This is a genomic window from Photorhabdus machadonis, assembly GCF_052657765.1.
The window spans coordinates 800301-827183 of the sequence record NZ_CP199761.1; the positions used below are offsets into that span (position 1 = coordinate 800301).

At 47.2% G+C, this 26883-nt stretch carries 20 protein-coding genes and 7 pseudogenes; 18 read left to right on the forward strand and 9 right to left on the reverse strand.

All coding sequences use genetic code 11. The features are described from left to right. Window positions 1-390 precede the first annotated feature (390 nt). From ACUN2T_RS03765 to ACUN2T_RS03775, 3 genes and pseudogenes are all read left to right on the forward strand, one after another. The gene (locus ACUN2T_RS03765) at window positions 391-1002 is read left to right on the forward strand and encodes a papain-like cysteine protease family protein (protein ID WP_445496321.1); all 612 of its coding nucleotides are present in this window, start codon (window positions 391-393) and stop codon (window positions 1000-1002) included. Between the two features lie 9 nt (window positions 1003-1011). Then, the gene (locus tag ACUN2T_RS03770) at window positions 1012-1620 is read left to right on the forward strand and encodes a hypothetical protein (RefSeq protein WP_445496322.1); all 609 of its coding nucleotides are present in this window, start codon (window positions 1012-1014) and stop codon (window positions 1618-1620) included. 309 nt (window positions 1621-1929) lie between these two features. Continuing rightward, a pseudogene (locus ACUN2T_RS03775) lies at window positions 1930-2290 on the forward strand (Arm DNA-binding domain-containing protein); the annotation flags it as partial. Between the two features lie 55 nt (window positions 2291-2345). Here the strand turns inward: ACUN2T_RS03775 and ACUN2T_RS03780 are convergent. Continuing rightward, window positions 2346-3371: pseudogene (locus ACUN2T_RS03780) on the reverse strand (IS630 family transposase). Window positions 3372-3841: 470 nt separating this feature from the next. Between ACUN2T_RS03780 and ACUN2T_RS03785 the strand changes: the two are divergent. From ACUN2T_RS03785 to ACUN2T_RS03825, 9 genes and pseudogenes are all read left to right on the forward strand, one after another. Then, window positions 3842-4300: pseudogene (locus ACUN2T_RS03785) on the forward strand (Hcp family type VI secretion system effector); the annotation flags it as partial. Between the two features lie 289 nt (window positions 4301-4589). Continuing rightward, complete coding sequence (locus tag ACUN2T_RS03790; protein WP_445496323.1) at window positions 4590-5234, forward strand: hypothetical protein; 645 nt, start codon at window positions 4590-4592, stop codon at window positions 5232-5234. Beyond that, window positions 5168-5761: a hypothetical protein gene (locus ACUN2T_RS03795; RefSeq protein ID WP_445496324.1), complete on the forward strand. Its 594-nt coding sequence runs from the start codon at window positions 5168-5170 to the stop codon at window positions 5759-5761. The genes ACUN2T_RS03790 and ACUN2T_RS03795 overlap by 67 nt, the downstream gene beginning before the upstream one ends. Window positions 5762-5850: 89 nt before the next feature. Further along, on the forward strand, window positions 5851-6165 hold the full coding sequence (locus ACUN2T_RS03800) for a hypothetical protein (protein WP_445496325.1): 315 nt from the start codon (window positions 5851-5853) through the stop codon (window positions 6163-6165). 577 nt (window positions 6166-6742) lie between these two features. Then, complete coding sequence (locus ACUN2T_RS03805) at window positions 6743-7147, forward strand: DUF6201 family protein (protein WP_445496326.1); 405 nt, start codon at window positions 6743-6745, stop codon at window positions 7145-7147. Window positions 7148-7269: 122 nt separating this feature from the next. After that, window positions 7270-7874: pseudogene (locus ACUN2T_RS03810) on the forward strand (phage major capsid protein); the annotation flags it as partial. Window positions 7875-7975: 101 nt separating this feature from the next. Beyond that, window positions 7976-8551, forward strand: a pseudogene (locus ACUN2T_RS03815) (terminase large subunit domain-containing protein); the annotation flags it as partial. Between the two features lie 25 nt (window positions 8552-8576). Next, window positions 8577-8708, forward strand: a complete 132-nt coding sequence (locus ACUN2T_RS03820) for a hypothetical protein (protein WP_445496327.1) — start codon at window positions 8577-8579, stop codon at window positions 8706-8708. A gap of 22 nt (window positions 8709-8730) precedes the next feature. Further along, complete coding sequence (locus ACUN2T_RS03825; RefSeq protein WP_445496328.1) at window positions 8731-9066, forward strand: helix-turn-helix domain-containing protein; 336 nt, start codon at window positions 8731-8733, stop codon at window positions 9064-9066. 344 nt (window positions 9067-9410) lie between these two features. Here the strand turns inward: ACUN2T_RS03825 and fis are convergent, their stop codons facing one another. The 6 genes from fis to ACUN2T_RS03855 all read right to left on the reverse strand — a co-directional run bounded on the left by fis (window position 9411) and on the right by ACUN2T_RS03855 (window position 13915). Further along, window positions 9411-9707 (reverse strand): DNA-binding transcriptional regulator Fis, encoded by a 297-nt coding sequence (fis, locus tag ACUN2T_RS03830; protein WP_010847912.1) that lies wholly within the window; start codon window positions 9705-9707, stop codon window positions 9411-9413. A 25-nt stretch (window positions 9708-9732) separates the two neighbouring features. Continuing rightward, a complete protein-coding gene (gene dusB, locus ACUN2T_RS03835; protein WP_387465424.1) occupies window positions 9733-10698 on the reverse strand; it encodes a tRNA dihydrouridine synthase DusB in 966 nt (321 codons plus the stop codon). A 282-nt stretch (window positions 10699-10980) separates the two neighbouring features. Beyond that, the gene (gene prmA / locus ACUN2T_RS03840) at window positions 10981-11871 is read right to left on the reverse strand and encodes a 50S ribosomal protein L11 methyltransferase (protein ID WP_445496329.1); all 891 of its coding nucleotides are present in this window, start codon (window positions 11869-11871) and stop codon (window positions 10981-10983) included. A 40-nt stretch (window positions 11872-11911) separates the two neighbouring features. Next, window positions 11912-13357: a sodium/pantothenate symporter gene (gene panF, locus ACUN2T_RS03845; RefSeq protein ID WP_445496330.1), complete on the reverse strand. Its 1446-nt coding sequence runs from the start codon at window positions 13355-13357 to the stop codon at window positions 11912-11914. After that, window positions 13347-13589: a YhdT family protein gene (locus ACUN2T_RS03850; RefSeq protein WP_445496331.1), complete on the reverse strand. Its 243-nt coding sequence runs from the start codon at window positions 13587-13589 to the stop codon at window positions 13347-13349. Before ACUN2T_RS03850 ends, panF begins: the two co-directional genes overlap by 11 nt. A gap of 155 nt (window positions 13590-13744) precedes the next feature. Continuing rightward, a complete protein-coding gene (locus tag ACUN2T_RS03855) occupies window positions 13745-13915 on the reverse strand; it encodes a deaminase (protein ID WP_445493764.1) in 171 nt (56 codons plus the stop codon). A gap of 1420 nt (window positions 13916-15335) precedes the next feature. Between ACUN2T_RS03855 and ACUN2T_RS03860 the strand changes: the two are divergent. The 4 genes and pseudogenes from ACUN2T_RS03860 (at window position 15336) to ACUN2T_RS03875 (ending at window position 20950) form a co-directional block, all read left to right on the forward strand. After that, a pseudogene (locus tag ACUN2T_RS03860) lies at window positions 15336-16998 on the forward strand (ShlB/FhaC/HecB family hemolysin secretion/activation protein). Window positions 16999-17046: 48 nt separating this feature from the next. Next, window positions 17047-19934: pseudogene (locus tag ACUN2T_RS03865) on the forward strand (two-partner secretion domain-containing protein); the annotation flags it as partial. Then, the gene (locus ACUN2T_RS03870) at window positions 19894-20688 is read left to right on the forward strand and encodes a DUF4258 domain-containing protein (protein ID WP_445496332.1); all 795 of its coding nucleotides are present in this window, start codon (window positions 19894-19896) and stop codon (window positions 20686-20688) included. The pseudogene ACUN2T_RS03865 and the gene ACUN2T_RS03870, both read left to right, overlap by 41 nt. Further along, on the forward strand, window positions 20678-20950 hold the full coding sequence (locus ACUN2T_RS03875; RefSeq protein WP_271868210.1) for a hypothetical protein: 273 nt from the start codon (window positions 20678-20680) through the stop codon (window positions 20948-20950). Before ACUN2T_RS03870 ends, ACUN2T_RS03875 begins: the two co-directional genes overlap by 11 nt. A 46-nt stretch (window positions 20951-20996) precedes the next feature. Here ACUN2T_RS03875 and ACUN2T_RS03880 read toward each other — a convergent pair whose 3' ends face one another. Both ACUN2T_RS03880 and ACUN2T_RS03885 read right to left on the reverse strand, forming a co-directional pair. After that, a complete protein-coding gene (locus tag ACUN2T_RS03880; protein ID WP_011147858.1) occupies window positions 20997-21224 on the reverse strand; it encodes a SymE family type I addiction module toxin in 228 nt (75 codons plus the stop codon). Window positions 21225-21296: 72 nt separating this feature from the next. Continuing rightward, complete coding sequence (locus ACUN2T_RS03885) at window positions 21297-21659, reverse strand: helix-turn-helix domain-containing protein (protein WP_011147857.1); 363 nt, start codon at window positions 21657-21659, stop codon at window positions 21297-21299. Between the two features lie 132 nt (window positions 21660-21791). Here ACUN2T_RS03885 and ACUN2T_RS03890 point away from each other — a divergent pair, with 132 nt between their 5' ends. Both ACUN2T_RS03890 and xerC read left to right on the forward strand, forming a co-directional pair. Continuing rightward, entirely contained in the window at window positions 21792-25106 is a 3315-nt protein-coding gene (locus ACUN2T_RS03890; RefSeq protein ID WP_445496333.1) for a CHC2 zinc finger domain-containing protein, read from the forward strand. Further along, window positions 25093-26223, forward strand: coding sequence for a site-specific tyrosine recombinase XerC (xerC, locus tag ACUN2T_RS03895; RefSeq protein WP_445496334.1), 1131 nt, complete (start codon window positions 25093-25095; stop codon window positions 26221-26223). The genes ACUN2T_RS03890 and xerC overlap by 14 nt, the downstream gene beginning before the upstream one ends. Window positions 26224-26883: the final 660 nt, after the last annotated feature.

Below are 26883 nucleotides of genomic sequence, written 5' to 3' on the forward strand. Positions count from 1 at the left end.
AGTATATTTATAATAATAACTTCTTTAAATAAATGGTCGCATTTGAAAAGTGCTGAAAATTTCTTATTTGCAACAATGCATTCCTGCAATGGGATGATGAAATTATATGAAAGCATTAGGAAATTAATATATGAAAAAGCGTAGTTAAAAGAAATTTCCGCTATAAAATCCGATTAAAAATAACAAATTAATCTCTTTCTGAAATAAAAATATAGCTTGATTTGCGGTTTTTGAGTGAAAAAAAATTTAAATATCTTGTGCTATACTCTCTAAGTGACAAATTGAAGTGAGCAAACTACGTAGCTAACTCATTAATAGTCTGGTCATTGTCCTGAATTATCTGAATATTTAATGGATATTCGGCTAAATAAGAATTATGGAGAACTGATTATGTCACGTTCTAACGATGTGTATGTAGCAAGTCGTGATTCAGATTCGAAAAATATCTTTCCGAAATGTTTATCTGGAAAGCACATCACTCCAATAGCGCTAGGAAATTTGGACTCTTCATCAGAATCTATCCTTTTTTTTAGAGAATTACCGTTTAACATGCAGCGGCAAATTCAGAGTAATTGGTGCTGGGCAGCTGTGCCTGTATCTGTTGGGCTTTATTTCAACACAGGTTTCTGGACGCAGTGTGATGTCGCTGACAAGCAACTGAAAAGGGCGACATGTTGTCGTTTTCCGGGGCCATGTAATGTTTACGGCTATTTGGATCAGGCTCTTATGTATACAAGAAGCTTGGCAAATTTTTATACCAATTTGATGAAGATGTCAGAAATTAAAGCTCAAATTGATGCCAGGTGTCCGATCTGTTTGCGTTGTGCCTGGTATGGCGGAGGTGCCCATTTTCTGGCTATTATCGGGTACAACCCTGTGACTGAAAATATATCTGTTACTGATTCTATATATGGTAACTCTATCCAATCATTTAGTTTATTTCCTTTCTCATACAATGGTGGTGGGAACTGGACTCATACTTATCTCACTCGAAAAAACTAGGGATGCATCATGAAAATTGTATATCCTGAGGCGCCTCTGGGTGGAGTAGAAGTTATAATTCCTGTGCTTCAAGAGGCATTACAAACGGCTCGGAATAGGCCAACCAGTCCTTTTTCAAATAGAGATCCGAACAGCCTGATTATCTCAGATCCTTATCGTTGCTATTCGTTGGGTATTGAAAACCTGGTCAATGGTGAAGTTTTGAATAATGCCACCCCAGGTAATTGGCGCTATTTTATTTTATCGGATGGTAAAACAATTGCTGATCTGGAATTAAGGGAGGTTGACGGTGAAGTTAAATTTTCGTCTTTAAACGAAGGTCCTATTGCTTTATCTGCGGTTAATGCACTACGTTTGGCCGAACGCTCTACCAAGTATGAGGGAAAAATGTATGAACTCAGAATGCTACTAGTTTCTGGATTACACTTTGTATCAATATGGCTTCATGCGATAGATAAAGGGCTTAGTGATGCGGTTATTCCAACGAAACCAACACCAGCGGATCTGGCAGGTATGAGATTGTATGATGAGGTAGAAATAATAAAGTTGCTTCATATTGCTGCAAAAAAGGCAAAAGAGAGACTTGATGCAGATGATTCAGAATTGCTAGGCAACTAAATAATCTGCATTTTGTCGCGTAAGGTCCTCAAAATTCAGCATTACTTTTCTTGATTTGGTAAAAAAGGCACTTTACCAAAAGGTAAAGTGCCTTTTTTAATGAACTAGTTGATAGCGATTAGTTCATGCCGTATAAGAGGAATTTATGTTTTCGTGTTTTTCTGTGATTTAATTAAATGATTATAAATCAATAATTTACATAATTATTATACTGTGTATTTTTCCAGTGCTTATTGACGTTTTACCACTCTTACATCAAACTGTGGGGTAATCCGAGACAATGTGAACTCACTCTTTATGGATATACACATGGCTGAGCTAAATAAATCAACTGATAAAAAACTCAGAGCGTTACATGGAACGGAAAGAGATAAGTTAGTAAAACTTGCTGATGGTGCAGGGTTGATGATTCGTGTCACTAAAAAAGGCGCTATCAGTTGGTTTTTTAAGTATAGAACTGGCGGATGTGATACAGAAGCCGATATCATCACGCTTGGACGTTATCCTGATATGAGCCTTAAAGAAGCCCGTGAAGTTCGTGATAAATGTAGGAATTGGCTCTCATTAGGTAAAGATCCAACTTAATCTGACTATGCAGGAATCTTTAAATCCAATCACCGTAAAGGAATCTATAGAGTATTGGATTGATAATTACGCTAAAGATAATAGGAAAAATATAGATAAACACATATCTCAACTAGAGAAGCATATATACCCAAGAAACTTCAAGATGCAGTTTTTAGCACCTGAAAATGGTCGTTAATTCTAGACATCAGCGAGTCCGCTATATCCGGTAGCGTTGTGGTGAAAAATTTGAAGACTTTGTCTCGAAATTCATGTTTATCAGCGAAATAACGGTTATTTCGAACCTGTTCATTCATGACCTTCCATAATCGCTCTATCGGGTTTAAATTTGGGCTGTATGGAGGAAGGTAATGTCACTCAATATTGCTAACATAAGCCCACTCCTTCACGAGATGAGCTTTGTTGTCACCCGCCCCATCTACAATAAGATGAATTTTTTGATGATAGTCAGGATAAGACTTCCTTATTTCATTGAAAAAACAGCAAATGTTGTAGTCATTGAGGGTTTGATATTCCTGGAACACCGTACGACCAATGGCATTCAGGTTGAGCGCGCCCAATATATTCAGGCGAGTTCGGCTTCCTGTTGTTTTGACTGTTTTTTTCTCGCCTTTTCGCATCCAGCCATAACCGAGTTTGGTGCCTTGAGTCGGGTGAACAGCGTCAAGAAAAAGGATGGGTTGGTCTTTCGCTGTGATTTTAAGATTTTCATCATATTCAATAAATTGTCTCTGTTTTTCTGCCTCGAATTTATGAGGGACGCCACAAGGTTTTTTATAAGAAAAACCCTGATGGTGTAGCCATTTATTCATGCCGGGAATGCTAAAGGTCATATTCCAGAGCTGAGCAACATAGGCCACGATTTCATGGGTGTGATGGAAAAGATGTTGAGATAAGTGATTGATTAAAAAATCAGTTTGTTCTTGAGAAAGTCAACTATCAGACCCCCCATTATCAGATTGAAGTTTCCCCTGATTGAGGTAATCACCGATATGGCGGTCAACGGTGGTCTGATGGAGTCGTAATGCCTGGGCTATCATCACAGAACTCCACCCTTCAGAAGCCAGAAGGATCGCTTTTATTCTGTCTCGTACCTGACCATCACGAGTGGTGTCGTGAAGATGTTCAAGTTTGATTTTTTGTTCTGATGTAATAAATATTTTCATAGCGAGGATAATGATCTCCATTTCGGATAAAATCAAGCATCTTCAATGATTACGGGTATAGTTATTTTTTAGCTATACACTAACTATACATTCTCTTCATTCATATAAAAAAGGAGTGAACAGGTGATACAGTGAATGAATATCGTATTAATTACGACAAACCCAGATATAGCAAGGCTTTGAGGAGAATGTGAAGAAGGTGCATAACTGAGAGGGCGAAAAAGATTTATAGGGGGGTATCTCTGGCAGGTAAATAAGAGCCTGATAAATCAAAAGATGTAAAATACGATATCAGCCTGATTTGGTGCTACCAGAAATTTAAGCGATGTAATCTTCTGATTTACTTTAAAAACAGAGATTAATCACAAATTCATTGCTGCGCTTTCACTCAATCTGGAATAGATAAATAATCCTGTTGTATTCTGCTTCATTTATTCGGTATTTTCGGAAGTCAGATCACAGGAGACAAGATGTCACATATCATCTATTTGTCGTTAAAAGGTAAGAAGCAAGGTTTAATTTCAGCCGGGTGCTCAACGCCTGAATCCATTGGAAACCGCTATCAGGCAGGCCGGGAAGATGAAATACAGGTATTGAGTGTCAGCCATTCAGTGAACCGCGACCAGAACGCACATCATCACCCCGTTAGCTTTACCAAGCCTATTGATAAATCCTCGCCGCTCTTAGCGATGGCAATTGATGGTAACGAATTGTTATAAGCTGTTTTTTTGTGCTATCGCACCAGCCAGTTAGGACAATTAGAAGCCTTTTATGAAATCAAACTAACAGGAGCAACCATTGTTGATTTTACCTGTCATTATCCCCATTCGATAGACAGTAATGACCAGATCCCGTATGAAACGGTGCAGATTGATTATAAATCTATTTCATGCAGGCATCTTACCGCCGGAACATCGGGTTATAGCATTACACAATTATCCGGGCGCGAAGAAGGCAGGCCGTTATTATCTGGGTTCACGAATGTTAAACCACTTAAGAAGCCGCTGGTTGAAGAGACTCCGGCAAAACCTGCTAAACATCATGCTCGCTACCGTTGTGTAGATGATGAAGGCAATCTTTTAACCGAACGCAAGTATCGGGTTTGTCTGCCAGATGGTCAGATAAAAGAAGGGAAGACCGATAAACAAGGTTATACCCAATGGCATCTCACTGATGATAAAAAGAACCTGAGTTTTCATATTGTAAAGGATTAATACCATGCCGACCTATACCGTTTACACAAAAATAGAATCAAATGTACCTGCCGAAAACTTGCTGTATGATTTAATCATTTATCGTAAGGACGTAAAAGGAAACCATCATATATTGCTTGATATTTTTCAGGCACAATTACAGAGCAATTATGAAACTCAACAGCATGTCACTGAAGAAACAGACGATGACCTTTCCGTGATTTATATTATGCAAATCATGCTTTATCGCAAACATGGTTCAAATACGATTCAGGCATTGCAAGCCCCTTTTAAAAAGATGTATACACTGGGTGAGTTTGTAGCAGGTAAAGCCTGTTCAGAAAAGAAACGGGAAAATGCGTGTTATTTTGAAAGCACGATTGAAACAAAACCGGTCAGCGATGGGGATAATACCGTTGAATTAAAAATTACTGTTCCTGAAAGACCCTTTATTGCTAAAGAATATCCAATTGGTCACAAAGATGATCCATTTGAAAAAAGTAAAATTGAATCACAAATTCAGGATAGGCTATCTAAAAAAATTATCCAATTCAGGGTGATGCAAGTTTATGTGGTCCTGCTGCATTTTTTTATTGTTTACAAATGGACAGACCGGATATTTATGAACAAGCCGCTTATGAGTTATGGAAATATGGCAAAACTAAAATAGGCCAATTAAAAATTAAGCCGGGTGATGGTTGTCTTTACCCTAAAGGTTCTTTTTATGACCAATATGGTTCAAGAATATCAGGATTAGATTGGATCACACTGGCGAGCTTAAGAGACTCAGAAAATATGATTTTTAGCTATGATGAAGTTGATGATCAGGCTGCTGGTGTGACTATGTGGGGGAAATTGACTGAGTGGTTTGAAAAAGCGGGCTATGAAAAAATATTTAGTAATATTAGTTTGATGCATAGTAATAAAGAAGACATTGAAACACTGAATGGTTATATTGATCAAGGTTATCATGTGGTTTCCTTAATTTCTGCTGGTATGTTAGAAAATATGGAAGAAACATCAGGAAAAAATCACTGGATTTCTTGGAGAAGTAAAGCAGAAAAAGATGCGAATGGGTGTGTAGATATCATATTATTTTCATGGGGAAAAGTTAAACCTTGGATGAAAATTAACTCATCGTATGATTACTTTATTGAACATACTTTTGGAGGATTGGTTTTTAAGCCACTTAAGTAAAAATGAAAAAAATAATATTTTTAATTTTTATTATATTGACTGCATCATGTAGCTCAGTTTCGGTATCTATCTATCCCGAAGGGAACTACTTGCCTGATGCCACTGTAGGTAAAAATTACCATGCTTCTATACATATAAAAGGAGGTAGTGCATATGTTATAGAAGGAACACCAGTCACCATAGAACCGGCTAATTCAGGAATAACATGGAGTCCTCTTAAAAGAAAATTTTTACTTGATGGTAAAGAAGAAATATCAGAAAATTTTAATCATCTAATAATAAGCGGTAAACCATCGAAAGTAGGCGATATACACATAACAGTAGTAAGCAGGGTTAATGGAGCAATGTTTACAAGTGGAGGAGGAGTCCACAAAACTTATATTATAAAAGTAAAAGATAAATAACATAATCAGAATGGCGATTTAATTCGCCATTCATTATGGCTTTAACTTAAAAAGCATAATAAAACAGAGTAATTTTTTAAAAATTACGAATATTAAATAATAAAATAGGAGTGATGGTGAATAATATTAACAATAAAAAACAACGATATGTTTTTTTGTTACGTTATTTTTATATGGTACTTATTTAATAGGCGGATTCGACTAATAAGTATAATTTTTCAGTTTTTTTTATTGCTTGCTTTTATTATTGCGTGGGTCATTTTCTCCCCACTAATTAATTGGTTAATTGGGTTTTTCTCTAACTTTATTCCTTTTCATTGGATTGAAAATATCAATAATAATTCTTTCGTAAAATTATCTAATAAATAAATGTATATTCTTGTGATCATATTAACTTTAACTATCCCAGTTGTTTATATAAGCGATCCATTACTTAATATAGCTCTTAGAATAGACGCTTATGCGATATCTGATTGTGGAGGAACAAAGACAAATACAGCCTATTTAAGGAAAAATAATAAAGCGTGCTATAAGTTTTATCCATACTTTAGTTTTGTAAATCCCAGCGTTATACCAAGTGAAAAAGGTAAATAATTGTAAATTCTCTTTTAGAAAGCCATGGTTAGTTTTGTTTTTTATCATTATTTTTATAATGTGGATGTTATTTCCATCAACATTGTTCTTCGGTAATTGGAATAAGTATTTTGAGGAGAAGGGTGAAGATGGTCAATATACCGCAGTGGTATATAAAAAATTACTCATATCTCCATATGCAATGTGGAAGTATGTCATTATGGGAGACAAATATTTTATTGTTTTATATGATAATAAAAACAGAGATATCTGGAAGAGTTCTCCTTTTACGTCAATATCATATGGGGCATTTTCTGCCTCATTTAGCCTTCCAACCGCTAATAAAGATGCTTTTATCTATCCAACAAATGACGGATATGAAGTCATCTATGTAAATGAATTAAAATAATTTTTTGTAAATATTCTGTTTCCACGTTTCCTCTTGTTTAGCCTCTAAATAATAGAGGCTTTTTTATTATTTTTATGGTGTTAAATAGTATTTTAAAGAAAATAACTATTCCGAAAAACACCATGAAAAAACGACTCGAATTACGTCAGCAAAAAGCCGATTTAACCCATCAAATGCGTTCGCTTCTTACCAAAGCCGAAGACGAAAAGCGCTCACTCAACGCCGATGAAGCCAAACAATTTGATGAGCTGCGCAATCAATCTGATGCACTCAATTCTGAAATTGCCCGTTATGAGGCTTTATCTGATGAAGAACGTAATCAAGCAAAGAACTAGCCGACCAGTGGCAAACTCAGCAACGACGAATTGGCCACTATATCCTGACCGGTGAAACTGGCATCCTGTCTACAGGTATCCCCTCAGATGGTGGCTATACCGTTATCCCTGAGCTGAATAAACAGATCATGCCGCAACTGACTGATGAGTCGGTCATGCGTCAAATCTGTACAATCAAGACCACACGCAGCAGCGAGTACAAACAGCTTGTTTCTGTCGGTGGTGCAGTGGTAGCCCACGGGGAAGAAGGTAAAGCACGCGGTGAGACTGCCACGCCGAAGATGGAAGAAGTCCGCATTAAACGGTTCCCTATCTACGCTTACCCCAAGACTACCCAAGAAATTATCGATTTTAGTGATGTAGATATCTTAGGCTGGCTGACCGCCGATATTGAAGTGCTCGGGTTCGCGGTGGAAGGTTCACGCGGCGCAGCAACCAGTAACCCGTCATGCTGAAAGCGAAAGCTGATGCAGAAAAAATCATGATAAAAATGTCGTCACTGCTTGGCTTCAAGGTGAAAGCGACCGGATGCCGGAAATACCGCAGCGCCTATATTCAGGTGCCACGAAAAAATGCCAAATCCACCGTTGCTACGATACTGGCGAACGGGTTCTTGGTCATGGAACAGGGACAGCAGGATATTTACATCGCCGCCGTGAGCCGGGATCAGGCGCGTATTGTGTTTGATGATGCCCGCCAGATGTGCCTGTTATCGAGACCCCTTAAGAAACGGGTAGCTGTCCAGCAACATAAAGTGACTTATGCAAAGAGTGACAGCCTGCTAAAGCCACTGGCAGCCAAAACCTCAACGGTTGAAAGCACTAACCCCAGTCTCGCCATTGTCGATGAGTACCATTTGCACCCCGATAACGCGGTTTACTCTGCCCTTGAATTAGGGATGGGTGCACGTCCTGAAAGCATCCTGTTTGCCCTGATCTACGAACTGGACGACGAGAACGAGATTGATGATGAAACGCTTTGGATTAAGGCCAATCCGAATCTGGATGTATCGGTAGACAGCGCTTCACTGCATGACACGATACAGAAAGCGCGAGGCATTCCGTCACAACGGCGATCCGGTGCTCTCATGGGTGATGGAAACGGAAGCAAACGCTAATATCAAGCCGAACAAGAAGAAATCGGCGAACAAAATTGACCTTGCTAGTGCGTTCCTGATGAGCTTTGGCATATGGCAGGCCCCTATTTCAGGTCTGCCTTCTTCATAGAAGAAAATTAATATAAAAAAATATGACTGATTCTCAAAATAACAAATCGATTTCACAATCTTCATTTTCAATCCCATCGGACATTGATCCTAATAAAGACAGTTACGTAATTAAAGGTGGAGCAGGATTAGCTGTTGTTCATGTAACAAAGCCATCAGATGAAGTTCTTTCAGTGCGTATCCGAGCAGATGGAGAATTTCGCGAAATGGTATATTTTAACCCTTCACAGCTAGCGGTTGACGAACGCAGGCATCTTGAACGTGAACTATATGAAAAAGGGCATACTCATGCAGATATAGCTGATCTAGTCGGTGTATCTCAACCGATGGTAGCGTATCTTTTGAAAAGAATCAGATAATTTATTTCAAAAATACTATATTTTTTGAATAGCTAATCCTCACTTTAAGATCGCCGGGAAGATAGGTAACGGGATATCTTCTCACTGGTAATAATATTCGTTCCTATCACCCCCAATAAATTTCGACGAAATCTGTTGAAACCTCTTCATACAAGATTGATGAAGTTAAACATACCGACCTACCACCGATAGCACTTCATATCAGCATGATTGATGTTCTCGTCTTATACCGCGCTTATAGATCCGTTCAGAGAACTATGCATAAACATTTGTATAAACATAAATAAAAAAGCACTTCCTCAAACGAGAAAGTGCTTATTCAACAACATGTTAGCTGACTAGGATCAGTTCATGCCATATTTTTTCAATTTCTTACGCAGTGTGCCACGGTTGATGCCCATCATCAGGGCAGCACGTGTTTGGTTGCCACGGGTGTATTGCATCACCATGTCCAACAATGGCTGCTCCACCTCAGCCAGTACCAACTCATACAGGTCATTAACATCTTGACCATTTAGTTGAGCAAAATAGTTCTTCAGTGCTTGTTTAACTGAGTCACGCAAAGGTTTTTGAGTAACCTGATCTTGTGAATTTACAGTAGCAACGGTTAGTACGTCAGAATTTACGCGTTGTTCGAACATAGTTCTGTCAGCTCTTTTCTTTATATTACGCAAAATTTTCGAAATATGCCTTCAACACCTCCAGCTGTTCGCTGGCATCCTCTATGGTGTTGAATGTGCGCCGGAACTGGTCATCAGGAGCATGTTCCCGGAGATACCAAGATACATGCTTACGTGCGATACGGGCTCCCTTGCCTGGACCATAAAAGTCGTGCAATTCCCGTATATGCTCGTTCATTAAATGCTGCACTTCGCCAATCGGCATCGGTGGTAGCAATTCCCCTGTTTCCAGATAATGCTGGATTTCCCGGAAGATCCAGGGTCTTCCCTGAGCAGCACGGCCTATCATCAGGGCATCAGCCCCGGTGTATTCAAGCACTGCTCTGGCCTTAAGCGGGTCAGTTATGTCACCATTGGCAATAACCGGGATGGCAACAGTCTGCTTAACTGTCCGAATATTGTCGTACTCTGCTTCTCCGTTAAACAAACAGGATCGCGTCCTGCCGTGAATCGTCAGAGCCTGAATACCACAATGCTCGGCCAATTGGGCAATCTTTACACAATTTCGTTCTTCTGGCGACCATCCAGTGCGGATTTTCAGCGTAACAGGAGCATCTACTGCATTTACAACCGCGGACAGGATCTTTTCGACCAATTCCGGGTAACGCAATAAAGCTGAACCTGCCAGCTTACGATTCACTTTCTTGGCTGGGCACCCCATGTTGATATCAATGATCTGAGCACCATTAGCGACGTTAATCTTCGCTGCCGCTGCCATTTCATCAGGATCATTGCCGGCAATTTGCACGGAACGAATTCCCGGTTCGTCACTGTGAACCATACGTAGCCGGGATTTGTCTGTCTTCCAGACCTGTGGGTTGGAAGATAGCATTTCCGATACTGTCATACCTGCACCCATTTCGTAACATAGTGACCGAAACGGACGGTCAGTTATGCCAGCCATTGGGGCCGCAATAAGACAGTTTTTCAGCTGGTATTGTCCGATACGCATAGACGAGAAAGAGTGGCCATACTGTGACTGCAAGGGCGCGTATATTACGCATTTTTCGCAAAATATGAAAGGCCAAACTTTGAGCAAATCGACATTTGTTACAATTTTTTTCCAGCTTTCCTTCTGGGGTGAATATAATTATTCATAAATAACATAGTGTTATATGTCATCGGTAAAGTTTATCACTCAGGATTTTTCTATCAGCCAGTTTGTCGATAGCACGGATTATCATCAGTGAGTGATCAAAAATTACTCTCGGCATCATAACAAAATACAATAATTCTAACTTGCTGCTATTTTTACCCCAGATATCCGACACCATTCTTCCTGTTCCGCAACAGGATCGATCACGAATTTATCAGTATAGGCTTGAATAACACTTTCTGCCTGACTTGCTAAAATACCGGATAAACCCAACAGACCACCTGGTTTTGGTAATGCACCAATGATAGGTGCGAGTTCACGCAGAGGGCCTGCTAGAATATTAGCAATTACTACATCAGATTCAAGATCGTTTGGCTGATCTTTCGCCAAATATAGCGTTAAACGCCCCAGAACGCCGTTACGCTCTGCGTTATCGCGGCTGGCCTGAATAGCCTGCGGATCGATATCGATGCCGATAGCGTGTGCGGCACCGAGTTTTAACGCTGCAATTGCCAATATGCCAGAGCCACAACCAAAATCAATGATGGTTTTACCTTCCAGATTGAGGCTATCTAGCCATTGCAGGCATAACGATGTGGTTGGATGGGTACCTGTACCAAAAGCCAGCCCAGGGTCCAGCATGACGTTAACGGCAGCGGGATCAGGAACATCACGCCAGCTTGGGCAGACCCACAAACGGTGACCAAAACGCATTGGGTGGAAGTTATCCATCCATTCTCGTTCCCAGTCTTTGTCTTCTAATTGCTCGATCTTATGAACAAATCCTTGACCTAACTGAGGAACTTTTTCAAGCAGGCTGATAACGGCTTTCATATCCGTTTCAGCATCATAAAGTCCGATGACATCTGTATCTCCCCATAAACGGGTTTCACCTGGTAGGGGCTCGAATACAGGGTTATCGTGGCTGTCTTGAAAGGTGATTGATACTGCCCCACTTTCCATTAGATTATCTCCCAGGGATTCTGCCAGCTGTCCTGTGGTATTTAATCGAAGTTGTATCCAAGGCATAAAAATTCTCTTTAATTAAAAATAGGTTAAAACGATCCGCTTAATAAAGCTTGACCACCCGTTGCGGCAACCGGTGGCCGATGGTATTACCAATCCCGAAAGCCAACAGGCTGAGTAGCAGTGATGGTACGATCGGATGAAAGTCTAATAGATAAATATCGAAACTGGCGAGCAGAGTGTAACTTGCTGCCCCTGTAATCATCGAACTGACAGCGCCATATGCATTGGCTTTTTCCCAGTACAGTCCCAGCACCAATGGCCATAGGAATACGGCCTGTAAGCCACCGAAAGCCAGTAGATTCAACCAGATAATCATCTCTGGTGGGTGCCAGGCGGCTAACAGCAGTAACAAACCGAGAATCAGGGTTGAGAAACTGGAAATCCGGGCCAGTTTTTTCTCCTGTACGATTTGTTGTGGAAACAGGTTGAGGTAGAGATCTTTCACGATTGTTGCAGAAGATTGCAACAGTTGTGCATTAATCGTTGACATAATTGCTGCCATCGGTGCGGCCAGAAAGATTCCGGCAGCGAATGGCGGCAAGACAGTGATCATCAATGTTGGGATGACTTGATCGGGAATGGCCAGATCAGGAATAATTGCCCGGCCAAGTGCTCCTGCCAGGTGCATACCAAACATAAGGATTGTCATGGCGATGGTACCGATGATAATCCCTTGATGGACAGCTTTGCTGTCGCGGTAGGAGATACAACGAACGGCGGTATGTGGTAGCCCAATGACACCAAAACAGACCAATACCCAGAATGATGCCATGAAAGGCCCGCTGAGGATATGGTCCGCTCCTTGCGGGGAAACAAGTTCAGGATTGATCGCCCGTAGTGTGTCAACCGCTTCCGCCAGACCACCTGCTTTATAAATAATTGCCACTAACAGCAGAACGGTGCCTAACAGCATGACCAGCCCTTGTAGGGCATCATTGAGGACACTCGCTCTGAAGCCACCAAATGCGGTATAGAGTGCGATAGAGACACCGAAAATCATTAATCCGGTGCCATAAGGGATACCTGCGGCAGTTTCCATCAGGCGTGCACCGCCAATAAACTGAACGGTCATCGCACCAACAAAAGCGACTAAAAGACTCAGGCTGGCAAACCAAACCAAGAGGCGACTGCCATAACGGGCATACAACATGTCATTAAGGGTGACGGCATTATAGCGACGAGCAAGAATGGCAAATTTCTTACCCAACACACCAAGAGAAAGCCATATTGCCGGTAACTGAATCAGCGACAGTAACACCCATCCCAGACCATATTTATAGGCTGCTCCTGGCCCGCCAATAAATGAGCTGGCACTGATATAGGTGGCGGTAATGGTCATTGCCAGTACAAAGCCACCCATTGAACGGTTACCAAGGAAATACTCAGTCAGGAAAGCGCCTTTCTTGCGGTGCCGGTAAGCGTAGATTGACAGAAGAAATACCAGCGCAAGATAGCCTAGCAGAGGTAAGATAACGTCACTTTGCATTCTCATCCTCCAGCGGGACTTCTTTGAAAATAAACTTCACCATTAACCAGCAGAGGATGATAAAGACTACGGGTAGTAACAAACATGCCATTTCAAACCAACGAGGTAAGCCCGTGACACCTGGGGCATCACTGGGTAAATAGGCTGTTATCAGCCAGCCAACGAGATAAGCAAGCGTCAAGAACACAGCCCAGCGTGCTTCTTTATAGGATTGAACAAATCGTCTGTCCATTCGTTCTTCCGGTAATTAAATAAATGAGATGGGAAAGGCGGAATTGTACGGCAAGATGCGGGTTTATTCAGGAAAAATATGATATGTAGTTAATAGCCTGAGTTTTGTTTAAAAATAGCAACGGACAAAGAAAGAGAGAATCTGTTTTCACAGACTCAGAGCGAGCCTAGGCACATAGGGCAGGGGCAGGTGAGAATGTAAATATCGCAGTCGGTCAGGTGCTCGGTCCCGAGCTTCTTGCACGCTTCCCGTACGGCCAGGATTTCCGCGTGTGCGGTCGGATCTCGGGTCTGTGCTACCAGGTTCGGGCTTTCAGCGAAAAGCATGGTGAGGACATTCTAAACGATGTTTGTTACGTCTACCGAGTATCAAGCTTCAATTATTCAAATGTCAATCAAGCGGACAAACTGTAGCACTATTATGAAAGGTTATTTAACAGAGAGCAAAAATAGTGTGGAAAATAACGATATAAATTGATTTTAGCGTTAAATCACTATAAAGGTATAAAAAGAGGAACGGTTTAATCAAACCGTAGAAAAGCTATGCTATTGGCGATTTAACATAGTGTAAAGCCAGTTTAAATTACAGTATCGAGTAAAACGATTCTCATGTAATAAAGAGTTTTCACTGAGCCATTTTTTTTAAACCTAATGGTTTTTTCCATTTCCCAATCCATCGTTAATTTCGCTATTTTCATTAAACTGATACTGAGTTTTTTTGTTTTTCCTTTTCTTGTATTTAGTTTTCAAGTTTTAAAATCAGAGAGGGTAACAGGTATGTGAATGATATAAAGATTAACACCCATTTCTTTAACTGTTTTTAATGTGACTAAATAAATTTTTTATTCTTCTTTTTCGTTTTTAATCCCGTTAGCCTAAAGGTTTATCGGTGTTCTTTAATGGTTGTCTATAATTTTACGTGAAATTTTTACGGTGTTTTCCTATACCGAGTTTTCGAAGATGATGATTTAATTAGTTTATGACAAAGTGTATGTTTGGTTGAGAACGTTATTAAAGCTATCTGCTTTTGGTAAATATATCACCTTATTAACCTGTTTATATTATTATTTGTCTTTTTTTAGGGGGGTATAAGATCAATAAAACCAATTTTTATTTTTCGTTTTCCATTGGTAAATTTGTGAGAGCAGGTTTTAAACGATTATTAAAAGTCATTGTTTTAACTCCTGATTATCTCGCTATTATCGGATGTTGATTAATATTGTATTTTTATTTTACGGTGTTAACTGAATTAAACCAGTGATCACCTTTTCAAGGTACTGACGAGGGCAACCCAAATTTACCCGGATAACCCCTTTTCCCCTATCGCTAAAATTCCATTCCATTGAAACGGTCAGCACCAGGAGTCAGTTCATCTCCTTAATAATCCGAATTATCCGCCAGCGGCTGCGTTACAGGAATAACAAAAATCAGAGTCTTTTCGGTGTCTTTTTGCGCAGTAAAATTAATTTATGTGATATAAATCACAAAAATAAATAAAAAACAAAATTATTTTGAAATTATTACCATTGGTTATTAAATGATTAATATTAATCTGTTTTTTATATGATTTGTAACATTTTAATAACATTGGTTTATTTTTTGTGTAAAAATATAACGCCTTGTTTTTGTTATTATCTTATTGAATCAATCCCCAATTTAGTTGCCCAGTTGATTATCAACCACAAATATTGATCACTAAGTGCAATGGGTGGTTAATACCGCTTCGACATTGTGGAATAGAAAGTCAATGAAAAGCAGTATTTTAGTGTTTGCGGTTTTTTGTAGCGTAGTCTCAGACAGTCAGGCCGCCGACATTGCAGATCAACAGCTGATCCATCAACAGGCGCGTCAGCAAGCGCTGGAGGCGCAATTGGCTCCACCCCCTGCGGAGGTTCGCCTGTCGGTACCCGAAAAAGCGGTGTCATCCCCATTCCCAGTGGAAACCCCGTGTTTTCCCATCACCCGCGTCATCCTGGCAGGGACCGAAAATTTCCCGCACTGGTTACCGTTCAGGCATGTTGCCCAACAGGGCGAAAACCATTGCCTCGGTGATAAAGGCATTAGCCGGCTGATGACCCAATTGCAAGATCAGCTCATCAATCATGGCTATGTCACCAGCCGGGTTCTGGCTCCTCGTCAGGATCTGCATACCCAAACCTTAAAACTGGTGATGATACCGGGAAGGATCCGGCATATCCGCTATACCCCTGACAGCGGGAAATATATCCAGCGGATAACGCCTTTTCCCGCGCGTGAAGGAAAACGGCTGGATTTACGGGATATTGAGCAGGGACTGGAAAATCTGCAACGTTTTCCGACGGTTCAGGCCAATATGAACATTGTCCCGGCAGAGCAACCGGGGGAGAGCGATATTGTGCTGGACTGGCGTCAGTCACGGCACTGGCGAGTCGCCACGTATCTGGATGATACCGGGTCCAAAAGTACCGGGCGTTATCAGGGCGGATTCACCTTTTTTCTGGATAATCCTCTGGCGCTCAGCGATCTATTTTATCTCTCCGCCGGGCGCGATATTCACGCGTCTGCCGGAAAAGGCAGCCAAAACAACACGCTCTATTACTCCCTGCCCTTCGGCTACTGGATGGCGAGCGTGACGGCCAGCCATTACGATTATACCCAGACGATAGCCGGGCTGAATCAGGCGATCCAATACCGGGGCAAAAGCCAAAAACTGGCGGTCCAGCTCAGCCGGGTGCTGCACCGTAACGCCGATCAGAAAACTCTGCTCAACAGTGAAATTTATCGCCGGACTTCGCACAATTTTATTGATAACACGGAAATCGACGTTCAGTGCCGGGAAACTGCCGGCTGGAAGCTGGGGCTGTCCCATCACCACTTTATCGGCAGCGCGACGCTGGATACTAAGGTGACTTACCAGCAGGGCATGCGCTGGTTTGGCGCGCAACCTGCGCCGGAAGAGTCCCGCAATGAAGGGACCGCCTTGCCTAAAATCACCCAATTCTCGGCGACGCTTGCCGGGCCGTTAACCCTGTTTTCTCAGCCCTTTTCTTATCAGACCCAGTATCTGCGTCAGATAAGCGCCAGCCCATTGACGCCCCAGGATCGATTCTCAATCGGTGGCCGCTGGACGGTGCGCGGCTTTGATGGCGAGCTGACCTTATCCGCGTCGGGGCTGGTACAGCCGGAACGAACTGGACTGGCAAACCCCGCTGAAAGGGCAATCGCTGTATCTGGCAATGGATTATGGCGAAGTGGGCGGACGGGGCAGTGACGCCCTGCTCGGTAAACACCTGGCGGGGAGTGCCCTGGGCTGGCGCGGCAGCCTGAAAGGGGTGAGCTACGACCTGTTTGTTGGTGTCCCGCTGTCCAAACCCGCCGGTTTCCAAACCTCCCCCGTTACGGCCGGATTCAACCTGTATTGGCAGTACTGATTCAAATAGCAAAACTGCCGGTGGGTAGTGTTGTGTGGAGTAAAAATCATGAACAAGCAGTTATATCGTATTATCTTTAACCAATCTCGCCAGATGTGGATGGTGGTGGCCGAGATAGCGCGGGCCGGACGGGGAAGAACCGGACGCCGCGCTCATCACCCCTCTTCACCACAGCATCGTTGCCGACTCACTGCGCTACGGTTTGGATTGTTGTTAGCCTTTGGCGGGATTTCGCTCACCGCACAGGCGGCGATTGTGGCCGATGGACAGGCGCCGGGGCGCCAGCAACCGACCCTCGTTCGCAGCGCCAACGGCACGCCGCAGGTCAATATCCAGACGCCGGGCGCCGACGGCGTTTCCCACAATACCTACCGTCAGTTTGACGTGGATAAACAAGGCGTTATCCTCAATAACAGCGCTAACACCACGCAGACGCAACTCGGTGGGATGGTGGCCGGTAACCCGTGGCTGGCGAAAGGGGAAGCCAGCATTATCCTCAATGAAGTCAACAGTCATGACCCCAGTCACCTTAACGGCTGGATCGAAGTGGCTGGCCGCAAAGCGGAAGTGGTTATCGCTAACCCCGCTGGTATCACCTGCAACGGCTGTGGGTTTATCAACGCGCATCGTACCACGCTGACCACTGGCGAGGCGCTGATGGAACAGGGCCGGTTAAAAGGGTTTGATGTCAATCAGGGGGACGTGCGGATTGACGGGCACGGCATGGACAGCACACAGCAAAGTTACACCGATATTATTGCCCGCGCCGTCGCGATTAACGCCAAATTACACGCGCAAGACCTGAAAGTGACCACCGGACGCAATATTGTGGATGCCGCGCATCAGCAAATTGAAAAAAAATCGGCTGACAATAAAAAGTCCCCGGCGTTTGCGTTAGATGTAGCGGCACTGGGCGGCATGTATGCCCATAAAATTAGGTTGACAGGCACCGAAGCGGGTGTGGGGGTGCGTAACGCCGGTAACCTCGGTGCGACGGCGGGTGAAGTGCATATTACCGCCGATGGGTGGATTGGGAACAGTGGCACCATCAACGGCCGTGATGCGTTGCAATTAACCGCTTCCGCTAATATCTCGAACACAGGCAAATTGCTGTCACAATCGACGGTGAATTTACACGCCAAAGGGGCGCTGGATAATCAGGGCCGGGTGGAAGCGCGTGGTGATACCACCGTCACCGCGGACACGATACACAGCAGCCATGACAGTGTGTGGGCCGCAGGGCTGGATGATAACGGCAACACCACCCGACCCGGTTCACTGACCCTGACGGCGCAGCACGTTCAGGCCGGCGGGAAAAATCTGGCGACAAATGCCCTGACGGTTCAGGGGCAACAGATTGACCTGAGCGGCAGCCAGACCGTAGCCAATCAAATTCAATTGACTGCCAGCCAACAGGGGATAAGTACTGCTCACGCTACCGTCAACGCCGACCGTTTGACGGTGAAAACCCCGGGCCGGTTTAACAACAAGGGCGGCCAGTTAGTGGCGCGGGCAATCCACCTCACGACCCCGGATATCGCTAATCAGCAGGGAAAAATTAACCAGACGGGGAGCGGTGAGCTAACGCTCAACACCCACACCCTGAATAACGGTGAGGGCACTTTGTTCAGTCAGGGAAAATTGACGCTCACTGCGGACCAGCTTAACAACCGTCAGGGCACTATTGCCAGTCAGGGCGAGGACCTGCATCTGACTGCGCATCAGGTGGATAATACTCAGGGCACGGTACAACTGGCGGGCAACGGGAAACTGTCGCTCAACACCCAACGATGGCTGGGCAATCAGGGTAAATTGCTCACCCATGGCGCCCTGACGATACAGGCGGTGTGATGCAACAACGGGGTAAGGATGACTTGTCCCTCACCACCCGACGACTGGATAACCAGCACGGCACCATTGCGGGCAACGGCAACCTGAACCTTGAAGCAACGACCGTCGATAATCATCACGGCAATATCGTGGCCGCCGAAAAAGGCTCGTTGAAGCTGACCGTCAGTGACACGCTGGACAATCAGTCGGGTCGGCTGGAAGCGGGCAACGCGCTCCAGCTCAGGGCGGCCCAACTGAATAATGGTCAGGGCAGCATTGTGGCAACCGGAGACAGCGCTACCCTCACCGTTGGCAAAACTATTCAAAACGTTAACGGTCATCTTGAAGCCAAAACCCGGCTGACCACCACCAGCCAGACCCTGGATAACACGCAGGGCGTGTTGCTGGCGCAACACATTGACAGCCAGACCACCGGCCATCCCTTCACCAATACCGCCGGACAGGTGATAGCCGAAGACACCCTGACGGTCAACAGTGGCGAACTGGATAACACGGCGGGGTTGCTACAGGCGGGTCGCGAGATGGCCATTGATACCCACGGGCATAAGCTCACCAATACCCGCCATGCCGACCAAAAAGCAGGCCGGGTGTTAAGTGGCGGGCAGTTAACTTTGCGCACCGGCGATATCAATAACACCGGCGGCATAATCGCGGCGGACGGCAAAACCGTACTGACCAGCACCGCGCTCAATAATACTCAGGGCCAAATAGCGGGGAATGGCGGGCTGAACATGCACAGCCAGCAACTGATAAACCGCGAGGGCACTTTACAATCCGCCGACGCCCTGACGCTGGAGACTGACGGGCAGTTGCTGGATAACCAACAGGGCCAGATTATTGGAGAAGGAAAAACCACAATCACCAGCGGCCCACTGGACAATCGCCACGGTCACCTTCAAGGCGGACAGGTGGTTATCGACACCCGACACGCCGCGCTGGATAACCGGGACGGCAAATTGTTGTCGACAGGGACGCTCAACCTGACAACCCAGCGGCTCGATAATCGTCACGGTCAGGTGCAGGCGGTGGGCGACACTCAGCTTGATGTTGACACTCAAACCGATAACACCGGCGGCCTTATCCGTGATTGAGAATAACTTTTTGAGCGCGGAGCAGATAGATGACTTTGCGGCCAGAGCCAAAGGGTGTGAGGGACGCGGCGACTGCAAACAGATCACGAAGGAAATGGAAGATCTGAGCCTCAAGCAGCAAAAAGAGCTGATCGCGGTGTGTTCTTCCAATCCCGCCGCCTGCAAGGAAAAATACGGCGATATCCCGGCTAATGGTATGCTGGTACGTCAAGCCATCGATCGCGTACTGGGTGACGATGTGCCTTCACGGATGAAGAATGACATGTCTTCTCTGTTGGCCCAGCAGATTGAAGCTGAAGGCGTCGTTTCGAGTACGGAATTTGCGCATCAGTTGCAAAGCCGCTACGGTATCGACAAGCAGCAGGCAGAAATCTTAGCGGGCGCTGCACTGGGTGCTGTAACTGGAGGATTGGGTAAAGGTAAATCTGGAAACTCTGCAAATAATACAAATTCTGGGGCTACCCTCCCTATGGGAGGTAAACAGAAGCAGATGAATCAGCCTAAGAATCCCTCTTATCAACCCGTAAGGAATGAACCTGCGACTATTAATAACAGAGAGTATTCCGGTCATGCCTTGGATCGTATGCAAGATCGCGGAATTACTCCATCTGTTGTAGAAAATACCATCAAAAATGGAATATCAACCCCGAGTAGAGGGGGAACGACTGTTCATTATGACCCAATGAATAATGTATCTATTGTTACTAATGAATCAGGTAAAGTGGTAACGGTGAAATATGGAAAATAAAGAATCCTTGATAAAAGATGCGGTTAACTCATTAGATGACTTAATGGTGTTCTCTAGGTTCATTCATTCATCAGAGGATCTGTACGATGATGAGCGATATCAGAAAATATGGTTTGAATTAGAAATAATTAATGCTGTTGCTTTAGCTGAATGGGAAGATCAAGGTCGACCAAGTGATTGGACTAAAGAATGGAGCATTAAATTTAAAGAAGAAGCCACTGAAGTGATGGCTTCACTTATTAATCGAATAAAAGAATCTTAGTAAAATTCCCGGCTTTATGAATTGACCAAGATCTTTCTTTTAGCTGTTAGTCATTTTCAGCCAGTTGAATGATTAACTGTCCGGCTTCGCTGGTAATAGTGATCGGCTTCCCTGTGGTAAAGCCCAACGCAGCCAACCAACGTCCCTTAATGGTGAGCTGCGGGTACGGATTGGGCTTGCCCCGGTTAGGCCGGTAGCCCACGGTGTAATGCCGTGGCTTTACAGCCTGCACTTTAGTTGTAATGGTTTTTGCTTTAGAATCGCATTTAGCCATGATGAACTACCTCTGATAGTTGGTGATGGTTAGCGGCGCTGGAGTGTTCCCGCACTTCAGCGCCGTGCTGTGTTAACTCTCTTCCTTCGCTGTTGTTGAAATACAGGCCATTGTGCCGGCAATCTGAGTTTTGATGATCATTGCATCCAGCAACTCCTTAATAACCTCCTGCTCATACTGCGGCATACGAGAAATTGCCTCAAATTGATAGCGCAGCCGCTCACTAGGCCCGCGCTCCTGTTCATCAAAAACCAGCATATCCGCACTGACACCGAGCGAAATAGCCAAGCGACGTATTACCTCTAAGGTAGGTTGTGCTGAGCCTCCCTCATAACGCCGGATCTGTAAAACTGCCACACCAGCCATATCAGCCAGCGCCTGCTGAGTGAGCCCGCGTTCCTTGCGTAATGTGGTAAGCCGTTCAGGGAACTGCATATCGAGAAACCAGGTTGTTGAACTTGATATCACTATATATCCCCCTTTTAAAAAGCTTGTTTTTGGATATCTTATCAGATATGTTTTAAATATCAATATAGCATCTTGACAGGTTTTTACAGGAGGTCATTGATGACCCGCGTTCCCGACACCGATTTAGTCCACTTAAAGCAAACCGTCTCGTTACTGGGGCTGGCGCGTAAGCAAGGCCGTCCGATGAAAAAACGCGGTGAGGATTATGTGCTGCGCTGTCCGTTCCATAACGAGAAAACGCCCTCAATGGTGATATCGCCGGCCAAGAACCTGTATCACTGCTTTGGCTGTGGCGCAGCGGGATCGGTGCTGGACTGGGTGATACAAACGGAAGGGGTGACGCTGAAAATCGCTATCCGCCGGCTGCGGGAGCTGGCCGGGTTGCCGGACATGGACAATGCGGTTGTGGCCGCTTCTTCTTTAGCCGCCCCGCCGGGATCACAGGCGGCCCCTCTGCCGCGCCCGAAACTGGCCGATCTGGACGATGACGGGCAGGCGCTGTTGCATCAGGTGATTGATTTTTATCATCAGCACTTACTGGCGTCACCGGAAGCCAAAGCCTGGCTGGCACGACGCGGGCTGAATCATCCTGAACTGGTGAGTCACTTTAAGCTGGGGTACGCGGGCCATCACGGGATCGGCGGTTCAGCGGGCTTATTACCGTCCAAGAGCAGTCAGGAAGGCCAGCAACTGCGCGACAAGCTGTCGGGGCTGGGCGTGTTGCGTACTACCACCCGTCAGGACCACTTCCGGGGCTGCGTCGTGGTGCCGGTGATCGGCTGGGCCGAATCGGCCAGTGTGGCCAGCCGCGGGCGGGTGCTGCAACTGTATGGCCGCCGAACCCAGCCGGATTACAAAGTGCTGAAAGACAGCCCGAAGCATCTGTATCTGCCGTCACCGCTAGCCGGGGTCTGGAATGAGGAAGCGATGAAAGCCGCTTCGGAAATTATCCTGTGCGAAGCGCTGATCGATGCCATGACGTTCTGGTGTGCCGGGTTCCGCAACGTGATCGCCGCGTTCGGGGTGAACGGGTTTAACCGCGAGCATCTCGGAGCCTTGCCGTATCACGGCGTGAAACGGGTGCTGATTGCCTTTGACCGGGACGAGGCCGGAGACCGTGGCGCGGCTCATGTGGCGGCTGATTTACTGGAAGCCGGTATCGAGGCATGGCGGGTGCAGTTCCCGCCGGGCATGGATGCCAATGACTATGCGCTGAAAAGCGGCAACGCCGAACATGCGCTGGGGCTGGCCTTGCAACAGGCGGTCTGGCTGGGACAGGGAACCGCACCGGGCGCGGTGTTCAGCCATGAGCGGCCCGTCTCGCCGAGTGTGACGGAAAAGCCCCAAAGTGCCGGGGTGGCTAAATCTTCTTCTTTAGCCGCCCCGCCGGCGCTGACCGTTGCCCCCGTGCCCTGTGAGCGCATGGCCTCCGGTGAACTGCTGATGAAAAGCGGCCCCCGGGTCTGGCGGATACGGGGAATGAAAAAATCCCCGGTGCCGGATGTGATGAAAGTCAATGTGCAGGTGCGGGATGAAACGTCCGGCCTGTTCCATGTGGATACGCTGGACATGTACCATGCGCGGCATCGTCAGCACTACATCAGCACGGCGGCGCAAGAGCTGGCATGCGAGCCGTCGGTGATTAAACGTGAAGCCGGGCGGGTGCTGCTGATGCTGGAGCAGCAACAGGATGCTGAGCAGCAGGCGGAGGCCGAAGCCTCAGGGACAACGGCGGTGACGGTCAGCGCGGAAGACGAAGCCGCCGCGCTGGCGTTGCTGACATCGCCGAACTTAACAGAACAGATTATCAACGATATGGCCGCTTGTGGGGTGGTCGGCGAATCGACCAATCTGCTGACCGGGTATCTGGCGGCAGTCTCGCGCAAACTCGATAAACCGCTGGCCGTGCTGATACAAAGCAGCTCGGCGGCCGGGAAATCTTCCCTGATGGAGGCAGTGCTGAACCTGATGCCGGAAGAGGAGCGTATCCAGTACTCGGCAATGACCGGGCAGAGCCTCTACTATCTTGGGGAAACCAGCCTGCAACACAAAATACTGGCGATAGCCGAAGAGGAAGGCGTGCGGCAGGCGGCCTACGCCCTGAAACTGTTGCAGTCCGACGGCGAGCTGAAAATCGCCAGTACCGGCAAGAACGAACAGAGCGGCGAACTGGTGACGCGGGAATACAAGGTACAGGGACCGGTGATGCTGATGTTAACGACGACGGCCATTGATGTGGATGAAGAACTGCTGAACCGCTGTCTGGTGCTGACGGTCAACGAATCGCGCGAGCAGACGCAGGCTATCCACGCCATGCAGCGACACCGCCAGACGCTGGCCGGGTTACTGGCTGACTCGGAGAAAGGCTATCTGACGCAGTTACACCAGAACGCCCAGCGCCTGTTAAGGCCGCTGAAAGTGGTCAATCCTTACGCCCATCAACTGACGTTCCTGTCAGACAAAACCCGGATGCGGCGCGACCACATGAAATACCTGACGCTGATACAGGCCATTGCCCTGCTGCACCAGTATCAACGTGAAGTGAAGAAAACGCCCCACCGCGGACAGGTCATCGAATATATTGAAGTCACCCAGGACGATATTGCCCTCGCCAACCGGCTGGCGCATGAGGTGCTGGGGCGCACGCTGGATGAAATGCCGCCGCAGACGCGCAAGCTGTTACTGCTGATACAAGAGATGGTGAACGAACAGGCGCAAATTCAGCACTGCCAGCCAAACGAAGTGCGCTTTACCCGGCGGGATATCCGCGCCTTTACCCACTGGAGCGACAGCCAGCTCAAAAACCACTGTCAACGACTGACGGAAATGGAATACCTGCTGTTGCATGGCGGCAGCCGGGGGCATCTGCTGCATTATGAACTGCTGTGGGACGGAGAAGACAACGGCGCAGCCCACCTGTGCGGCCTGCTGGATGTCGGAGAAGCGGACTCAGAAACCGCCGGCAGTGAACGCAAGTCTGACCCGGAAGGTCATAAGTCTTCCCCAAGTCCGGGGCAAGTCTGGCCTGAGTCTGGGGAAGAAAAACCCGCGTCAGCCCGGACAGCACAAGAGCCAGCGGGTGCACAAGTCCGGGCAGATGAAAACGCCGTTATCAGGGAAAATAATCACGGAGACGCATTGCCTGTACCCGACAGGAATAAACCGCCGGCAGCCGTCCCGACAGGTCATGAGAGCAAGTCTGACTTAAATGAACACCCGTCTGCCTCAAGTCTGGGCCAGGTCCGGGCTAAGTCTGGGGTGAAAAAATCCCTATCCGGGCAGGCAGAGCACGGGTTCAGCGTGCCGCAAGTCGGGGTAACGGAAGACACAGTGATAAAAGGAAAAAAGAAAACGCGCCCCTTGTCTGCGCCCGCCCCTCAATCTCAACCGGAGGTCAATCATGGCAAACCGTAAACCGCGCAAAGGAAGTCTCCTGACCGTCAATGACGTCTACCGTCAGCCTGTAGGGCCGGCACATGACCCGAAAAGCCTGTATGCACTGCTGCTGCGCTTCGTGGCCTGGCGGCAGGAACGGAACTGGTCGGAAACCACGCTGAAAGTGCAGACCCATCACACCTATCACTTTATCCTGTGGGCCACGGACCGGGGCCTGTACTATGCCGCGGATATCACGCGGCCGATACTGGAGCGTTACCAGCGCTACCTGTACCAGTACCGCAAGACCAACGGAGAGCCGCTGAGCATCCGCACCCAGCGCACGCAGTTGCAGCCGTTACAGGTGTGGTTCAAATGGCTGACGAAACAGAACCTGATACTGGCGAACCCGGCAGCGGACATTGAGTTGCCGCGGGAAGAAAAACGCCTGCCGCGGTATATCCTGAGCATTGATGAAATCGAGCATATCCTGTCGCTGCCTGACCCGAATACGTTGCAGGGCGCGCGCGACCGGGCCCTGATGGAGCTGCTCTGGTCAACAGGGATACGACGCAGTGAAGCGGCCCGGCTCGATATCTACAGCATTGACGGGTCACGCAAAACCGTGACCATCCGGCAGGGCAAGGGGAATAAAGACCGGGTATTGCCCCTCGGCGAACGGGCCTTAAACTGGCTCCAGTTCTATCAGCAGCAGGTTCGCCCGCAACTGCTGGTCACCCCGGACATCCAGTCGCTGTTCGTGGCAATGGACGGTCTCGACGGATTGCAGCCGAACGGTATCACCCATGCCGTGAGCGGTTATATCCGGGCCGCCGGCATTGAGAAAAAAGGGGCCTGCCACCTGTTTCGGCACGCGATGGCGACCCAGATGCTGGAGAACGGCGCGGACCTGCGCTGGATACAGGCCATGTTAGGCCATGCCAGCGTGGGATCCACCCAGGTGTATACGCAGGTCTCTATCCGGGCCTTGCAGGCGGTGCACGCCAGTACGCATCCGGCGGAGCAAATGGCCGACGAAAAAGTCCGCGACGCCGATGAGGTGGGTTTACTGGCCGACCTGTACGCCGACGATAACGCCGGCACGGACACGCCGCCGGACAGTTCAGAGCCGACCTCAACCCCCGATAGCCGCTGAGCGTCCGCACGCCCCCGTTGAGTTGGGCGGGTTCGGTGTGGGGGCAGACCGTGGCCGGACTGCCCGTTAGCCTCGGCGCACGCGGGGGTAAATAGTCGTCAGGCGGCTCAACCACGAGCGTCCCCGTTAAGCCGGTCCAGGCCGCCCAACGCCTATTCAACATAATGCGGGGGAATTATACGCACTGCGCCGGTGAGCCCGGGCAACCGCCTGAGCATTGATGAGCGGCTTAATGCGTATAATTGGCATTATGTCTTGCGCCCCCGCGGGTCGGCATTGCGGGGAGTGGCGCACAAGGCTGACGCCTTCTGCTGTCAGCCGTTGAGCCGGCCATCGGCAAAAACCCGTGTTCTTCTTTAGCTGCCGTGCCAACGTCCGGCCAACAACCCTGAAGGCAGGTCGGCCTGACGGCCTCCGTTATTTACTTCCCCCCGCCCCAACCCCGCTGCACTGGCTGCGCGCGGCTCGCAGTCGCAGGCTCCTTGCTCGTTACCGTGCTCGCCATCGCCGCCCCGTGCAGCCCCCGGGGGCTTCCCTGAACAAAACAAAACCGCGTGGTCATGCAAGGTCATACGCAAACCGAAGCCACAGTGCCTCAGAGCGTCGCAGGGGCGCCGCTTGCGGGCTCTATGCCGCCCGCGCCCGCAGAACGGGCGTCCG

Coding starts and splice junctions, on each gene's coding strand:
- ACUN2T_RS03765 (WP_445496321.1), top strand. CDS start 391: ATGTCACGTTCTAACGATGTGTATGTAGCAAGTCGTGATTCAGATTCG.
- ACUN2T_RS03770 (WP_445496322.1), top strand. CDS start 1,012: ATGAAAATTGTATATCCTGAGGCGCCTCTGGGTGGAGTAGAAGTTATA.
- ACUN2T_RS03790 (WP_445496323.1), top strand. CDS start 4,590: ATGCCGACCTATACCGTTTACACAAAAATAGAATCAAATGTACCTGCC.
- ACUN2T_RS03795 (WP_445496324.1), top strand. CDS start 5,168: ATGGACAGACCGGATATTTATGAACAAGCCGCTTATGAGTTATGGAAA.
- ACUN2T_RS03820 (WP_445496327.1), top strand. CDS start 8,577: ATGGAAACGGAAGCAAACGCTAATATCAAGCCGAACAAGAAGAAATCG.
- ACUN2T_RS03825 (WP_445496328.1), top strand. CDS start 8,731: ATGACTGATTCTCAAAATAACAAATCGATTTCACAATCTTCATTTTCA.
- fis (WP_010847912.1), bottom strand. CDS start 9,707: ATGTTCGAACAACGCGTAAATTCTGACGTACTAACCGTTGCTACTGTA.
- dusB (WP_387465424.1), bottom strand. CDS start 10,698: ATGCGTATCGGACAATACCAGCTGAAAAACTGTCTTATTGCGGCCCCA.
- prmA (WP_445496329.1), bottom strand. CDS start 11,871: ATGCCTTGGATACAACTTCGATTAAATACCACAGGACAGCTGGCAGAA.
- panF (WP_445496330.1), bottom strand. CDS start 13,357: ATGCAAAGTGACGTTATCTTACCTCTGCTAGGCTATCTTGCGCTGGTA.
- ACUN2T_RS03850 (WP_445496331.1), bottom strand. CDS start 13,589: ATGGACAGACGATTTGTTCAATCCTATAAAGAAGCACGCTGGGCTGTG.
- ACUN2T_RS03855 (WP_445493764.1), bottom strand. CDS start 13,915: ATGCTTTTCGCTGAAAGCCCGAACCTGGTAGCACAGACCCGAGATCCG.
- ACUN2T_RS03870 (WP_445496332.1), top strand. CDS start 19,894: ATGTTGACACTCAAACCGATAACACCGGCGGCCTTATCCGTGATTGAG.
- ACUN2T_RS03875 (WP_271868210.1), top strand. CDS start 20,678: ATGGAAAATAAAGAATCCTTGATAAAAGATGCGGTTAACTCATTAGAT.
- ACUN2T_RS03880 (WP_011147858.1), bottom strand. CDS start 21,224: ATGGCTAAATGCGATTCTAAAGCAAAAACCATTACAACTAAAGTGCAG.
- ACUN2T_RS03885 (WP_011147857.1), bottom strand. CDS start 21,659: ATGCAGTTCCCTGAACGGCTTACCACATTACGCAAGGAACGCGGGCTC.
- ACUN2T_RS03890 (WP_445496333.1), top strand. CDS start 21,792: ATGACCCGCGTTCCCGACACCGATTTAGTCCACTTAAAGCAAACCGTC.
- xerC (WP_445496334.1), top strand. CDS start 25,093: ATGGCAAACCGTAAACCGCGCAAAGGAAGTCTCCTGACCGTCAATGAC.